Origin of the sequence: Streptomyces sp. RPA4-2, from assembly GCF_012273515.2 — a bacterium.
In the GTDB taxonomy this organism is placed as follows: Bacteria; Actinomycetota; Actinomycetes; order Streptomycetales; family Streptomycetaceae; genus Streptomyces; species Streptomyces kaempferi.
The window spans coordinates 4,135,523-4,149,118 of sequence record NZ_CP050975.2; the positions used below are offsets into that span (position 1 = coordinate 4,135,523).

The following is a 13,596-nucleotide window of genomic DNA, read 5'->3' on the forward strand; positions in this document are numbered from 1 at the left end:
ACGGCTCCCGGCTCCCGCCCCTCAGCGCCGCGTGATCCGGAACAGCCGGATCTCCCGCTCGATCCGCGCCTGGTACGTGGCGTACGGCGGCCAGAACACCAGCACCGCCTGCCAGGCCGCGTCCCGCTCCGCCCCCGCCAGCAGCCGGGCCGTCACGGGTATGTCCCTGCCCTTCCAGCTCACCTCGGCGTCCGGGTGGGCGAGCAGATTGGCCGTCCACGCCGGATGGTCCGCACGTCCGAAGTTGGAGCCGACCAGCAGCCAGCTCGCCGCGTCGGCCCCCTCCGGCATGCAGGCCAGCGGTGTCCGCCGGGCCAGCCCGCTCCGCGCACCGCGCGCCGTGAGGACGACGCCCGGCAGCATCCGCGCGCTGAGCAGCACCCTGCCGCGGGTCAGCCGGTGCACCGCGCGGTCCACGGCGGGGACGAGACGCGGCGCGACGCGGGCGAAGGTCCGGGTCGAGGAGACCTTCTGCACGAGCCGGACCCCGGGGAGCGCCCCGCGGGCCATCAGACCACCACCTCCCCGCCCTCGAAGAGGCGCGCGTCGTCGGCCGCGTGCGCCCGCAGCCGGTGCACGGGCCCGAAGAGCAGTTCGTCGCCGGACGCCCGCTTGAAGTACAGGTGGGCCTCGTGCTCCCAGGTGAAGCCGATGCCCCCGTGCAGCTGGATCCCCTCGGCGGCGGCTGTGCGCAGCGCCTCCAGGGCCTGGGCGAGCGCGAGCCCCCCGACCCGTTCGTGGCCGCCGCCGTCACCGGCCGCCCAGGCCGCGTAGTAGGCGGCCGAGCGTGCCGCCTGCACCCGCACGTACACGTCGGCGAGGCGGTGCTTGACCGCCTGGAAGCTCCCGATGGCCCGCCCGAACTGCTCCCGCTGCCGCACGTACTCGACGGTCCGCTCCAGTGCCCGGTCGGCGGCGCCCACGGCCTCCGCGGCGAGCACGGCCGCGGCACTCCGGCCCAGGCCGGCGAGCGCGCCGAGCGCGTCGGCGTCCTCCCCCAGCGGCTCGGCCGCCACGTCCCTCAGCTCCACCCGGGCCTGCGCCCTCGTCTCGTCCAGCGAGGTCTGCCGCACCCGCACGAGCCCCTCGGTGTCCTCCCGTACGAGGAACAGCGACGTCCGCGACCTGGCGAAGCCTCCGGTGTGCGCGGCCACCACCAGGAGCCGCGCGCTGTGTCCGTCGAGCACATGGGCCGCCTGCCCGTAGAGCCGCCAGCCGCCGTCGGCCCGCCGGGCCTGCACCCCGCCGGCGCGTCCGCCGCCCGCCCAGTCCCCGTGCTGGTCGCCGACCAGTCCGAGGGCGGTGGCGAGCCCGGCGCCCGGCACCACGAGGGCCGCGGTCAGGTCACCGCCCGCGATCCGGGGCAGCAGCGCGGCGCGCTGGTCCTCGGTGCCCAGGGCCAGGATCAGCGGGGCGGCCAGGACGGCCGTGGAGATCAGCGGCGACGGGGCCAGGGTGCGTCCCGACTCCTCACAGGCGAGGGCGAGTTCGGTGACCGAGCAGCCGACTCCGCCGTACCGCTCGGGAAGGGCGAGCCCCGGCAGACCGAGCTGCCGGGCGAACGTGTCCCACAGGCCGGTGTCGTATCCGGCGGCGGTCCGCACGGCCGCCCGCACCTCGTCCGGGCCGCACCGCTTGAGCAGGAGTTCCCGGAGGGTGCGGCGGATCTCGTCCTGTTCGGGGGTGAAACGGGCGTCCATGGGCAGGCCTCTCCTGATCTGACGGGCCGTCATATTAGGTCGCGCGGAGGAAGATGCACAGAGACAGGACGGAGGCGGGACGGAGCCGGGACAGGGCGGGACGGCCTCCCCCGTACCCATTATCTGATGTACCGTCAGATTCATGACTCCGGGGAAGCGCAAGGTCGCCGTGGTCGGTGTCGCCCTCTCCGACTGCGGCCGGGTGGACGACGCGACCCCCTACACCCTGCACGCGCAGGCCGCCCGCCGGGCGCTCGCGGACGCGGGCCTGGACCGGGCGCGGGTCGACGGCTTCGCCTCGGCAGGCCTGGGCACGCTCCCCCCGGCCGAGGTCGCCGAGTACCTCGGGCTGCGACCCGCCTGGGTCGACTCGACCGCCGTCGGCGGCTCCACCTGGGAGGTCATGGCGGCGCACGCGGCCGACGCGATCGCGGCCGGCCACGCCCGCGCCGTCCTCCTCGTGTACGGGTCGACGGCTCGCGCGGACATCAAGGCGGGCCGCCGCACCGGCGACCTCTCCTTCGGCGCCCGGGGCCCGCTCCAGTTCGAGGTCCCCTACGGCCACACGCTCATCGCCAAGTACGCGATGGCCGCGCGCCGCCACATGCACCAGTACGGCACGACGCTCGAACAGCTCGCCTCGGTCGCCGTCCAGGCCCGCGCGAACGCGGCCCTGAACCCGGAGGCGATGTTCCGCGCCCCGATCACGGTCGACGACGTCCTGTCCGGCCCGATGATCGCCGACCCCTTCACCAAGCTGCACTGCTGCCTGCGTTCCGACGGTGGCGCGGCGGTGCTGCTGGTGGCCGAGGAGTACGTACGGGACTGCCGTACGGCCCCGGTGTGGATCCTCGGCACCGGCGAGCACGTCTCGCACACGACGATGTCCGAGTGGGCCGACTTCACGGTGTCCCCCGCGGCGGTCAGCGGACGTCTCGCCTTCGAGCGGGCGGGGGTGCGGCCGGACGAGATCGACGTGGCCGAGGTCTACGACGCCTTCACCTACATGACGCTCGTGACGCTGGAGGACCTGGGCTTCTGCGCGAAGGGCGAGGGAGGGGCGTTCGTGGACGCCGGGAAAGGGCGGCTGCTCGTGGGCGGGGAGCTGCCGGTGAACACCGACGGAGGCGGCCTGTCGGCCCAGCATCCCGGGATGCGGGGGCTGTTCCTGCTGGTCGAGGCGGTCCGGCAGCTGCGCGGGGAGGCGGACGGACACCAGGTACGACTCGCGGACGGCGAACCGCCCCGGCTGGCCGTGGCGTCCGGCACCGGGGGCTGGTTCTGCTCGTCCGGGACGGTGGTACTCGGGCGGTAGGGCCGCGACGGCCGCCTCAGCGGACGGTGCGGAGGAAGGCCGTCCAGGTGGTGGGGGTGACGGTGAGGGTGGGGGTCGCGTCCGCCGGGTTCTTGGAGTCGCGGATGTGGATGGTGGTGGGGGTGGTGGCTATTTCGAGACACTCGCCGCCTTCGTTGCCGCTGTAGTTCGACTTGAACCAGGCAAGTTCGGTTGTGTTCAAAGTTCTCCCGCCTTCTCCTTGATGAGCTTCGCGGACTCCCAGGGGTCGAGCGCCTCCGCCCGCAGGATGCCGAAGAGGTCGAACAGATCGGTCACCTGCTCCGGCTTGTGGATCAACCTATCGCCGCCACGCGCCTCCTCGTACACCAGATTGCGCCCCTCCTCAGTGCTCATCAGCTTCAATGGCCCCATCAGCCCGGCGTGCGTGTACCGCTTGGTCGGCATCACCTGAACCGTGAGGTGGTGCTTCATCCTCAGGCCGCACTCCAGAATGTGTCGCAACTGTTCCCGCAGCACCTCCTCGCTGCCGAGATCCCGCTCCAGAACCGACTCCTCGATCACATAGCCCACGTACGGCGGCGAGTTACGCCTCAGCACCGACTGCCGTTCGAGTCGAGCCGTGACATGCCGTTCGATCTCCTCCTCGGTGTACGCCGGCCGCCGCGCTTCGTACAGCGCCCGCGCATACGCCGGGGTCTGGAGCAGCCCCGGAATGAGCATCGTCTCGTACGCACTGATCACCCGCGCCTGTCGCTCCAGCCGCACCCAATTCAGGAACGTGGGCGGGTACTTCTCCTTCTCGATGATCTCGATGCACGCGATGAGTGCGCCCCTTGCGTCCAGCGCCGCGTCCACGTCTCTCAAGAAATCGATCGTCGGAATCCGCTCGGCCCGCTCGTACGCCCCGAAACACGACTCGGACACGTGCACCAGGTCGGCGGCGTCCTTCTGCGTCAGCCCCAGCCGCCCCCGATGAATCCGCAGCAACTCCCCCACCAACCTGCGCCCCATGGACACCCCACCACTCGCCCCCACGACAACCACCGTCCTCCCCACAACCGGCAATGTGGTCCGTGTTCATCTGGTCACGCTACGCAACCGCCGTCACGCTCATAGTCATGACGAACGAACTCACCCCGAATTGGGTCCCCAAGTCAGGTCTTCAACTACGTCTCGCCGGGGTCCACTTCGACGCCATCCGTGTGTGCGGCGTGCGCGGGGAAGCCGTACTGCACCACCTCACCGGACTGACCGACGGACGCCCCGGACCCGTCGTACGGGAGATGAGCGGCTGCCGGTGGACGTACTTCCTGCTGGCGCCCGGGGAGAGCGCGGAGCACGACTGGCCGCCGGGGGCCCGCCGCTTCGCCCGGTCCGGGCACGACGAGTACATCGGGGTCCCCGCGCCGGAAGGCAACACCTACCCGCTCGGCTGGGGCGCCGGCGCACCGGAGGTCGGGGAGTTCGTGGACGCGGAACTGCTGCACGGGGTGCTGCTGGCGCAGCTCTGCCGGATGCCCGAGTGATACTCGGGGGCATGGGAACGGATCTTCACGAGCTGCTGAGGTCGCTGCGGGTGTGGGACGTCGAGCTGCCCTCCTTCGACCCGGCGGGGGCGCCCCCCGCACCACTGCCCCTGTTCACGGAGTGGTTCGCGCAGGCGGTGGCGGCGGGCCAGACGGAGCCGCACACGATGTCGCTGGCGACGGCGGACGAGGACGGTCTGCCGGACGTGCGGATCGTGATGCTGCACGGCGCGGACGCGGACGGCTGGGCCTTCGCGAGCCACACCACCAGCCGCAAGGGACGGCAGCTCGCGACCCGTCCGTACGCGGCGCTCGAGTTCTACTGGCCCGCCCAGGGCCGTCAGATCCGGCTGCGCGGCCCGGTGACGGTCGCGCCGCCGGAGGAGGGGCGGGCGGACCTGCACGCCCGGTCGACGGGGGCGCTGGCCGCCGCGCTGGTCGGCAGGCAGAGTGAGGTCCTCGGCTCGGTCGAGGAGTTGGCGCTCGCCTCGGACGCCGCCTGGGAGCGCGCCGGGCGCGAGCCGGACGCGACGGCGCCGACCTGGACCCTCTACCGCCTCCAGCCGGAGGAGGTGGAGTTCTTCCAGGGAGACGCGCGACGCCGGCACGTACGGCTCGTCTACCGCCGCACGGGAACGGACTGGCACACGGAGCTGCTGTGGCCCTGAGGGACTGAGGGCGCGGGGAACTGCACGACCAATTCCCACCCGCCCACACCCGAGGAACGAAGGACGAAGGACGAAGGACGAAGAACTCCCGTCACCGTCAGGCAGACATTTCGGCGGGACGCGAAGCGTCCTTGAAGTCGTACACGTCGAAGTCGGCCACCGGCCGGTAGCCGATCCGCTGGTAGAGGCCGTTGCTGGTGGGGTTGGAGAGGTCGGTGAAGAGCAGGACGTCGTCCACGCCGGAGGCCAGCGCGACCCGGCCGACCTCGACGGTGGCGGCCCCCGCGTAGCCCCGGCCGCGGAACGGGGCCGGGGTGTAGACGGGGCCGACGCGCACCTGGCGGGCGACCCGGGGGGTCGCGCCGGCCATCGCGACCGGGGTGCCGTCCGGCGCCTCCCACAGGGTGATGCCGCCGTGGGCGATCCGGGCCGCGGCCCAGTCGTCGGCGACCCGCGCGGTCCGCTCACCGACCGCTTCGGCGAACTCGCCGTACCAGCGGGCGAGCAGCCCCCGGTCACCGTCCTCGGCGACCCGTGGCCGGCCGGGCGGGACGGGCCCGGGCACGGTCGGTGTGTCCAGCCGGTACAGCCGGTCGTGGCGGTGCAGCGGGGCGCTCACCCCCGGGCGGCGCCGCTGCCAGGCCTCGGCGAAGGCGGCCGCGGTGGCCCGGTCGGCGGTGACGCCCGGCAGGTCGTGTCCCAGCTCCGCCAGACGCGCGGCGAGGGAGTCGGCGTCCTCCGCGGACAGGGGCGTGACGTTCAGCCGGTGGGGTGGTGTGCGGAAGAAGGCCGCGCGTACCTCCCCGCCCCGCTCCAGCAGGCCGAGCACCGGCGGCCGCGCCCCGAACGTGCTCGGACCCCGGGTGCGCAGCGCGTGGGTCACCGTCAGCGGCACGGTGTGCAGAGCGGGCCGCGAACGGAGGAAGTCCCCCGCGCGCGCGAGGAAGGCGTCCACGTCGTGGGTGACCGCCCAGGTGTGAGGCTCACGAGGCATGCCGTCATGATTCCGCCCGCCGCCCACCCGCCGCCTCCGGTTTTTCCGGTACGGCGACCGGCCGGGAAGCGGGACAGGCCCGGGAGCGGGGTCTCACAGCGCGCTACGGCCGGACCGCCTGCGTGTCCGGGTCCGTCAGGGCCGGCACGGGTCGGTCGCGACCCGCGCGTGCAGATGGACGTCCCGGAACGCGTCGTGCCGCCCGGCTTCGAACATCGCGCCCCTGAGCGTCCCCTCGTAGCGGAACCCGCACCGCTCGGCGACCCGGCAGGAGGCCTCGTGGCCCAGGGCGTGACCCAGTTCCAGGCGGTGCAGACGGATCGCGCCGAAGGCGAAGCGGGAGGCCAGGGCGAGGGCGCGGGTGGCGACCCGATGGCCTCGGGCCTCCGGCAGGACCCAGTAGCCGATCCGGGCGACGCGCATGACGTGGTCGATCTCGTTGATGCCGATGTGCCCCAGTGCCGTACCGCCCGCCTCGTCCATGACGCAGAAGGAGACACCCGTGCCGTCGGCGGCGCTCTCGGTGCGCGAGCGGAGCGACTCGCGGGCGCTGTCGATGTCCCGGACGGGCCGGAGCGGGGTGTTCCAGCGCTGGAACTCCGGGTCGGACACACCGCGCAGCCAGGCCGCGACATCGACGTCGGAATCCGCGTCCCAGGGCCGCAGCAACAGACCGAGGCCGTGGAGCTCGGGGAAGGGCTCGGCGGGGGACCTCACGTGGAAACCGGACACCCGTTCATTGAAACGCGTCGGCGGCCCGAGCTCACACCCGGGGCGCCCGGGGCCCGTGGGGGTGCGCGGGCGGAACCGCGGCGGGACGGGGACGGAAGACCGGCGTCCCGTCCCGGAAGGCCACCTCGAGCCGCATGCCGATCCGCAGCGCGTCCGGGGCGCACTCCACCACCTCGGTCATCATCCGCGGGCCCTCCGCGAGGTCGACGACGGCGGCGACGTACGGCACACGGTCGCCGAACGGCGGGAGGTCGTTGCGGTGCACGACGGACCACGTGTAGAGCGTGGCGCGGCCGCTCGCGGGCCGCCACCGCCCGTCCTCGCTCCAGCAGTGCGGACAGAACTCGCGGGGGTAGTGATGCGCCCGCCCGCAGGCGTCGCAGTGGCGCAGCAGCAGCCGGCCCGTCGCGGCCGCCTCCCAGTACGGCCGGGTGAAGGCGTCGGCCTCGGGCACGTCGAACCGTGGGCTCACCGGAACAGCCCGATCGCGTCGTCCAGCGACCACGTCTGCCAGGACATCCCGAACAGGGCGACCGCCGAGATCAGTGCCATCATCGCGTTCTGCCCCTGCTCGGCCCAGTCGTGGATCATGAGCGTGAAGTACAGGACGTTGAGCAGCAGCCCCCCGGCCAGGGCGACCGGGGTCAGCAGGCCGGCCACCAGGCCTAGTCCGAGGGCGAGTTCGGCGTACACGACGACGTGGGCCATCGCCTTCGGGCGTGGCGCCACGACCGTGTCGAAGCCGGAACGCACCGCGCTCCACCGGTGTTTGGCCGCCACGTCCGCCGCCCACGCGATCCCGGTCCCCCGCTCGAACCAGGCCGTCCTGTCCTTGTGCCGCCAGCTCTCCAGCCACCACAGTCCGAGCCCGATCCGCAGCACGGCCAGCCATTGCGCCCCGTCGAGCCAGATCGTGTCCATGGCCGAACCTCCCCTGCCGTCACCCGTATCTGACGGTACGTCAGTTCAGCGTACGCGGGATGTCCGCGCAAGAGGCGTACACCGACCCTGCCTCCACGTCCGGAACACAACCAGGTGACCTACGCCACCAACCGCACCCACCCCTCCACAGCCGTGATCAGTTCGCAACCGATTCCGGTCTTGACCGAGACCTATCAATTGATGACGTGATTACGCTCGCGCTCATGGCCGACTCGACTGCTTCCTCCACACTCCGCCCGGTACCGTCCCACGAGGACCGCCCCGTGTACGTGATCGGCGGCGGTCCCGGTGGCCTCGCGGCGGCGTACGCGTTGCGCGCCCAGGGCGTACGGGCCGTCGTGCTGGAGAAGTCCGACCGGGTCGGGGCCTCCTGGCGGCGCCACTACGACCGGCTGCACCTGCACACGACGCGCCGGCTGTCCGCCCTCCCAGGACTCGCGATGCCCCGCGCGTTCGGGCGGTGGGTCTCGCGCGACAACGTGGTGCGCTACCTGGAGAAGTACGCCGAGCACCACCAGTTGGAGATCGTCACGGGCGTCGAGGTCTCCCGCGTCGAACGCGCCGGTGACTCCTGGCTGCTGCACGCCACCGGCGGCCGCGAACTGACCGGCAGCGCGGTCGTCGTCGCCACCGGCCACAACCACACGCCCCGCATACCGGACTGGCCCGGCCGCGACGCGTACAGCGGCGAACTCCTGCACGCCGGCGACTACCGCGACCCGGCCCCCTACGCCGGACGGGACGTCCTGGTCGTCGGCGTCGGCAACACGGGCGCCGAGATCGCCGTGGACCTGGTCGAGGGCGGCGCCGGGCGGGTGCGGCTCGCGGTGCGCACCGCCCCGCACATCGTGCGGCGTTCCACGGCCGGCTGGGCCGCCCAGTTCACCGGCATCCTCGTACGGCGGCTGCCGGTGCGCCTCGTCGACACCCTCGCCGGGCCGATGGCCAAGGTGAGCGTCCCGGACCTGTCGGCGCAGGGGCTGCCGCGCCCCGGCACCGGCCTCTACTCACGCGTCAAGGAAGGCTCGATCCCCGTCCAGGACGTCGGCCTCGTCGACGCCGTGCGCAAGGGGCGGGTCGAGATCGTGACGGCGGTGGAGGGCTTCGAGGAGGGCAAGGTCGTGCTCGCCGACGGAACGCGGATCGGCCCCGACGCGGTGATCGCCGCGACGGGGTACGAGCGCGCGCTGGAGGGCATGGTCGGTCACCTCGGCGTGCTGGACGAGCGCGGCCGCCCGGTCGTGCACGGCGGCCGCACCCCGAAGGACGCGCCCGGCCTGTACTTCACCGGTTTCACCAACCCCATCAGCGGCATGTTCCGCGAACTCGCCCTGGACGCCCGGAAGATCGCGAAGGCCGTGGCACGCGCCGCGGGACGGACCCGCACCGCGGACTGAGCGAGGTCCACCGCGCACGAGCCGGGCCGCACGCGAGCCGGGCCGCACGCGAACAGCACCGGTCACGAGCGGGACCGGACCCGAGCCCGGCCGTGTTCGCGCGGGTGGGCGGGTGGTGACGCCGGGGACCGATGAGGCGGGTTCCGGTCCCCTTACCGCGGGTACGAACCAGGTGCACGTCGCACCCGTCCACGCACCCCCGTCCGCCTGCCGCGCACCCGCCACACACCTCCCCGAGCGGTCGTCCGGGCACTCGCCCGCACACCCACGGGCGCACGACCCACACCGCACGCGGGCGGCTTTGCTTGCACGACTGTTCCTGACAGGCCGTCAGTTAAGTAATCTGACACAGCGTCAGTTAATTGGCTGTCACACAGGAGCGGGCGGACCGATGCTTGGATCAACCCACGGCACCCTCACCACCGACTCCCGCCGGGCCCGGGTCATCGCCTGCGGCGAGCAGCCCTCACCCGTCGTGCACGGCCGGCCGGCCGACGTCGACGACCTCGACGTCAGCGGACGCCCGCTGTACGCCGGCGTACCGGATCTGGACCGCTTCTTCCGCCCCGGGTCGGTGGCCGTCGTCGGCGCCTCGGACACCGAGGGACGGCCGAACACCGGCATCACCCGGCAGCTGATGGCCTGGGCCGAGCGGGTCGGGGCCCGGCTGCACCCGGTGCACCCCACCCGTCGGTCCGTCTTCGGCCTGCCCTGTTTCCCTTCCGTCGCGGAGCTGCCCGAACAGGTCGACCTGGCCGTGCTCCTGGTCGGTGACCCGCTCGCCGTGATCGGTGAACTGAGCGAGGCCAAGGTGAAGTTCGCCGTCGCCTTCGCCTCCGGGTTCGCCGAGACCGGCGCCGAGGGCGCGGCCGCGCAGGACCGGCTCGCCGCCGCCGTGCGCCGCTCCGGCCTGCGGCTGCTGGGCCCCAACACCAATCTCAACGCCTTCGAGCGGTTCCGCGACGACCTCGAAGGGCCCGCGGTCGCCCTCATCACCCAGTCCGGCCACCAGGGGCGCCCGGTCTTCGCGATGCAGGAACTGGGCGTACGGCTCTCCCACTGGGCGCCCACCGGCAACGAGGCCGACCTGGAGACCGCCGACTTCATCTCCTACTTCTCCGAGCGGCCCGAGATCGGCGCCATCGCCTGCTACGTCGAGGGGCTCAAGGACGGCCGCTCCTTCCTGCTCGCCGCCGACCGCGCCGCCCGGCGCGGGGTGCCCGTCGTCGCCGTCAAGGTCGGCCGCACCGAGGCCGGCGCCCGCACCGCCGCCTCCCACACCGGCAAGCTGACCGGCGCCGACACGGTGGTGGACGCGGCGATGCGGCAGTACGGCGTGATCCGCGTCGACGGGCTGGACGAACTCCAGGACACGGCCGCCCTGCTGGCCCGCGCCCGCGCTCCGCTGGCCGACGGGGTCGCCGTCTATTCGATCTCCGGCGGCACGGGGGCGCACTTCTCGGACCTGGCGACGGCGGCGGGGCTGCGCCTGCCGGACCTCTCGGCGGCCAAGCAGGCCGAGCTGCACCAGTGGATACCCGAGTACCTGAGCGTGGCCAACCCCGTCGACAACGGCGGGCACCCGGTCGGCGACTGGCGCGGCCCGAAGATCATCGACGCGATCCTCGCCGATCCCGCGGTCGGGGTGCTGATCTGCCCGATCACCGGCCCCTTCCCGCCGATGAGCGACAAGCTCGCGCAGGACCTGGTGGACGCGGCGGAGCGGACGGACAAGCTGGTGTGCGTGGTGTGGGGGTCGCCGGTCGGCACCGAGGCCGCCTACCGCGAGACGCTGCTCGGGTCGGCGCGGGTCGCCACCTTCCGTACGTTCGCCAACTGCATCACCGCCGTGCGCGCCTATCTGGAGCACCACCGGTTCGTCGCCGCGTACCGCTCGCCCTTCGACGAGGCGCCCCGCACCCCCTCGCCCTCCTTCCGCAAGGCTCAGGCGCTGATGCGGCCGGGTCAGCAGCTGAGCGAGCACGCGGCGAAACAGCTGCTGCGCGCGTACGGGATCCGGGTGCCGCGCGAGCAGTTGGTGACCAGCGCGGCGGCGGCCGTGCGCGCGGCCGGCCTGGTGGGCTACCCGGTCGTCATGAAGGCCTCCGGCGCGCAGATCGCCCACAAGACCGAACTCGGCCTGGTGAAGATCGGGCTGACCTCCGCCAGCCAGGTCAGGGACGCCTACCGCGAGCTGACCGACATCGCGCGCTACGAGGGGATCTCGCTGGACGGGGTGCTGGTGTGCCAGATGGTCGAGCGGGGCGTCGAGATGGTCGTGGGGGTCACGCACGACCGGCTGTTCGGGCCGACCGTGACCGTGGGGCTCGGCGGCGTCCTCGTCGAGGTGCTGCGGGACACGGCCGTCCGTGTGCCGCCCTTCGGTGAGGACCAGGCCCGGGGGATGCTCCGCGAGCTGCGCGGCCGGGCGCTCCTGGACGGCGTGCGCGGGGCGCCGCCGGTGGATGTGGACGCGCTCGTCGAGGTCGTCCTGCGCGTCCAGCGGATGGCGCTGGAGCTCGGTGACGACATCGCCGAGCTCGACGTCAATCCACTGATGGTGCTGCCCAGAGGGCAGGGGGCGGTGGCGCTGGACGCCCTGGTGGTGTGCCGCTGAACCGCCGCGCCACCCACCGCGCCACCCACCGCCGACCACGCCTCGTACGAACCGGAGCACCCCCATGCCCGACTCCTCTCGCGAACCGTCCGATTCCGTTCGATCCCCTCAAAAGTCCCTCGACTCATTGATACGCCACGCCACTGACAACGCCGTCTCGTGGATCACCCTCGACCGACCCGAGACCATGAACGCCCTCACCTGGGACCAGCGCGAACGCGTGATCGCGCTGCTCGCGTCGGCGTCCGCGGATCCGGACGTGCGGGCCGTGGTGATCACCGCGACGGGACGCGGCTTCTGCGCGGGCGCGGACCTGAGAGGGGCGCCCGCGGCCGGCGAGCGGATCCCCGGCGACGTCGCCCGCACCCTCCGTCTCGGCGCCCAGCGGCTCGTCGCGGCCGTCCTCGACTGCGAGAAGCCGGTGATCGCGGCGGTCAACGGCACCGCGGCCGGCCTCGGCGTCCATCTCGCCCTCGCCTGCGACCTCGTACTCGCCGCCGAACCGGCCCGGTTCATCGAGGTGTTCGTGCGCCGCGGGCTGGTTCCCGACGGCGGCGGGGCGTATCTCCTGCCGCGTCTCATCGGGCCGCAGCGCGCGAAGGAGCTGATGTTCTTCGGCGACGCGCTCACCGCCAGGGACGCCGAACGGCTCGGCCTCGTCAACCGCGTCGTCCCGCCCGAGGACCTGGAGAAGACCGCACGCGAGTGGGCCGGACGCCTGGCCGCCGGGCCGACCCGCGCCCTGGCCCTCACCAAGCAACTGGTCAACGCCTCCCTCGACAACGACCGCACCGCCGCCTTCGCCGCGGAGGCGGCCGCCCAGGAGATCAACATGACGACGGCGGACGCGAAGGAAGGCGTGGCGAGCTTCGTGGAGCGGCGGGCGGCGGAGTACCGGGGGCGGTGAGAGCCCTCGGCGGTCGGCCACCCCTTCCTATCTGATGCATCGTCAGGTTCAATGAGCGGTGTGATGGGACACGCAGGAATGGCGGCAGCGGCCGTGCGCTATCTCCGGTCGGCCGGGGCTCCCGCCGTCGCGGGCCCGGTCGAGACGCTGCCGCGGCCGGAGTTGCGCGCCGTCGGTGAGGACGAGCGGGCGCCGGTCGATCACGGCGAGTTCCGGCGGGTGCTGGGGAACTTCGCGACGGGCGTGACCGTCATCACCGCACCGCAGGCGCCCGGGGAGGCGGCGGGACCGGCCGGTTTCGCCTGCCAGTCCTTCTCCTCCCTCTCCCTCGACCCGCCACTGATCTGCTTCATGGTCGGCCGTACGTCGACGACCTGGCCGCGCATCGCCCGCGCCGGCGTCTTCTGCGTGAACGTACTGGGCGCGCACCAGGGCGACCTGTGCCGTGGGTTCGCGGTGAGCGGGGCCGACAAGTTCGCGGGCGTCCGGTACGACGCGGCACCCGTCTCCGGGGCGCCCCGCCTCGCGGGGACCGCGGCCTGGATCGACTGCACGATCCACGCGGTGCACACGGGCGGGGACCATCTCATCGTGGTGGGACGGGTGGACGCGCTCGGCGCGGGTGACGGAGGCGCGGACGGTGACGCGGGCGACGGCGCGGGCGTCTCGCCGCTGTTGTTCCACCGAGGACGCTTCGTCTGAGCCGCGTCGGCAAGGCCCGTCGCACCGCGCCGTTCATGGCTGTCAGGGGCACGCCCTGACTTGGTGTCAGGGGCGGATCAGGGTAGACCGAGGGGCTTCCCGGTGGCCGGCCCG

General features: G+C 72.9%; 15 protein-coding genes. 7 read left to right on the top strand and 8 right to left on the bottom strand.

What is annotated here, in order from left to right; genetic code table 11:
- Nucleotides 1-21: 21 nt before the first annotated feature.
- Nucleotides 22-510 carry a nitroreductase family deazaflavin-dependent oxidoreductase gene (locus HEP85_RS17950; protein WP_168528651.1) on the bottom strand — a complete coding sequence of 163 codons (489 nt, stop codon included), beginning with the start codon at nt 508-510 and terminating at the stop codon, nt 22-24.
- Entirely contained in the window at nt 510-1,700 is a 1,191-nt protein-coding gene (locus HEP85_RS17955; protein WP_356011803.1) for an acyl-CoA dehydrogenase family protein, read from the bottom strand. Before HEP85_RS17955 ends, HEP85_RS17950 begins: the two co-directional genes overlap by 1 nt.
- A gap of 142 nt (nt 1,701-1,842) precedes the next feature.
- Between HEP85_RS17955 and HEP85_RS17960 the strand changes: the two genes are divergently transcribed.
- Nucleotides 1,843-3,015 carry an acetyl-CoA acetyltransferase gene (locus HEP85_RS17960; RefSeq protein WP_168528652.1) on the top strand — a complete coding sequence of 391 codons (1,173 nt, stop codon included), beginning with the start codon at nt 1,843-1,845 and terminating at the stop codon, nt 3,013-3,015.
- A gap of 16 nt (nt 3,016-3,031) precedes the next feature.
- On the opposite strand, the gene HEP85_RS17965 is transcribed toward HEP85_RS17960, so the two are convergent.
- Both HEP85_RS17965 and HEP85_RS17970 read right to left on the bottom strand, forming a co-directional pair.
- Nucleotides 3,032-3,217, bottom strand: coding sequence for a DUF397 domain-containing protein (locus HEP85_RS17965; protein WP_168528653.1), 186 nt, complete (start codon nt 3,215-3,217; stop codon nt 3,032-3,034).
- Nucleotides 3,214-4,008 (bottom strand): helix-turn-helix transcriptional regulator, encoded by a 795-nt coding sequence (locus HEP85_RS17970; protein WP_248001973.1) that lies wholly within the window; start codon nt 4,006-4,008, stop codon nt 3,214-3,216. The genes HEP85_RS17965 and HEP85_RS17970 overlap by 4 nt, the downstream gene beginning before the upstream one ends.
- 107 nt (nt 4,009-4,115) lie before the next feature.
- Here HEP85_RS17970 and HEP85_RS17975 point away from each other — a divergent pair, with 107 nt between their 5' ends.
- Both HEP85_RS17975 and HEP85_RS17980 read left to right on the top strand, forming a co-directional pair.
- Nucleotides 4,116-4,523 carry a hypothetical protein gene (locus HEP85_RS17975; RefSeq protein WP_211118011.1) on the top strand — a complete coding sequence of 136 codons (408 nt, stop codon included), beginning with the start codon at nt 4,116-4,118 and terminating at the stop codon, nt 4,521-4,523.
- 11 nt (nt 4,524-4,534) lie between these two features.
- Entirely contained in the window at nt 4,535-5,191 is a 657-nt protein-coding gene (locus HEP85_RS17980; RefSeq protein ID WP_168528654.1) for a pyridoxal 5'-phosphate synthase, read from the top strand.
- A 97-nt stretch (nt 5,192-5,288) separates the two neighbouring features.
- Here HEP85_RS17980 and HEP85_RS17985 read toward each other — a convergent pair whose 3' ends face one another.
- From HEP85_RS17985 to HEP85_RS18000, 4 genes are all read right to left on the bottom strand, one after another.
- Nucleotides 5,289-6,185, bottom strand: coding sequence for a GNAT family N-acetyltransferase (locus HEP85_RS17985; protein WP_369657750.1), 897 nt, complete (start codon nt 6,183-6,185; stop codon nt 5,289-5,291).
- Nucleotides 6,186-6,320: 135 nt separating this feature from the next.
- The gene (locus HEP85_RS17990) at nt 6,321-6,902 is read right to left on the bottom strand and encodes a GNAT family N-acetyltransferase (protein ID WP_248001974.1); all 582 of its coding nucleotides are present in this window, start codon (nt 6,900-6,902) and stop codon (nt 6,321-6,323) included.
- A gap of 46 nt (nt 6,903-6,948) precedes the next feature.
- A complete protein-coding gene (locus HEP85_RS17995) occupies nt 6,949-7,389 on the bottom strand; it encodes a Zn-ribbon domain-containing OB-fold protein (RefSeq protein ID WP_248001975.1) in 441 nt (146 codons plus the stop codon).
- Nucleotides 7,386-7,838, bottom strand: a complete 453-nt coding sequence (locus HEP85_RS18000; protein WP_168528656.1) for a DoxX family protein — start codon at nt 7,836-7,838, stop codon at nt 7,386-7,388. Before HEP85_RS18000 ends, HEP85_RS17995 begins: the two co-directional genes overlap by 4 nt.
- Before the next feature lie 224 nt (nt 7,839-8,062).
- On the opposite strand from HEP85_RS18000, the gene HEP85_RS18005 reads away from it, so the two are divergent.
- From HEP85_RS18005 to HEP85_RS18020, 4 genes are all read left to right on the top strand, one after another.
- Nucleotides 8,063-9,256 (top strand): NAD(P)/FAD-dependent oxidoreductase, encoded by a 1,194-nt coding sequence (locus HEP85_RS18005; RefSeq protein WP_168528657.1) that lies wholly within the window; start codon nt 8,063-8,065, stop codon nt 9,254-9,256.
- Nucleotides 9,257-9,647: 391 nt separating this feature from the next.
- Nucleotides 9,648-11,873, top strand: a complete 2,226-nt coding sequence (locus HEP85_RS18010; RefSeq protein WP_329288487.1) for an acetate--CoA ligase family protein — start codon at nt 9,648-9,650, stop codon at nt 11,871-11,873.
- A 64-nt stretch (nt 11,874-11,937) separates the two neighbouring features.
- A complete protein-coding gene (locus HEP85_RS18015; protein WP_168528658.1) occupies nt 11,938-12,780 on the top strand; it encodes an enoyl-CoA hydratase/isomerase family protein in 843 nt (280 codons plus the stop codon).
- Between the two features lie 63 nt (nt 12,781-12,843).
- On the top strand, nt 12,844-13,482 hold the full coding sequence (locus HEP85_RS18020) for a flavin reductase family protein (RefSeq protein ID WP_168528659.1): 639 nt from the start codon (nt 12,844-12,846) through the stop codon (nt 13,480-13,482).
- Nucleotides 13,483-13,596 lie beyond the last annotated feature (114 nt).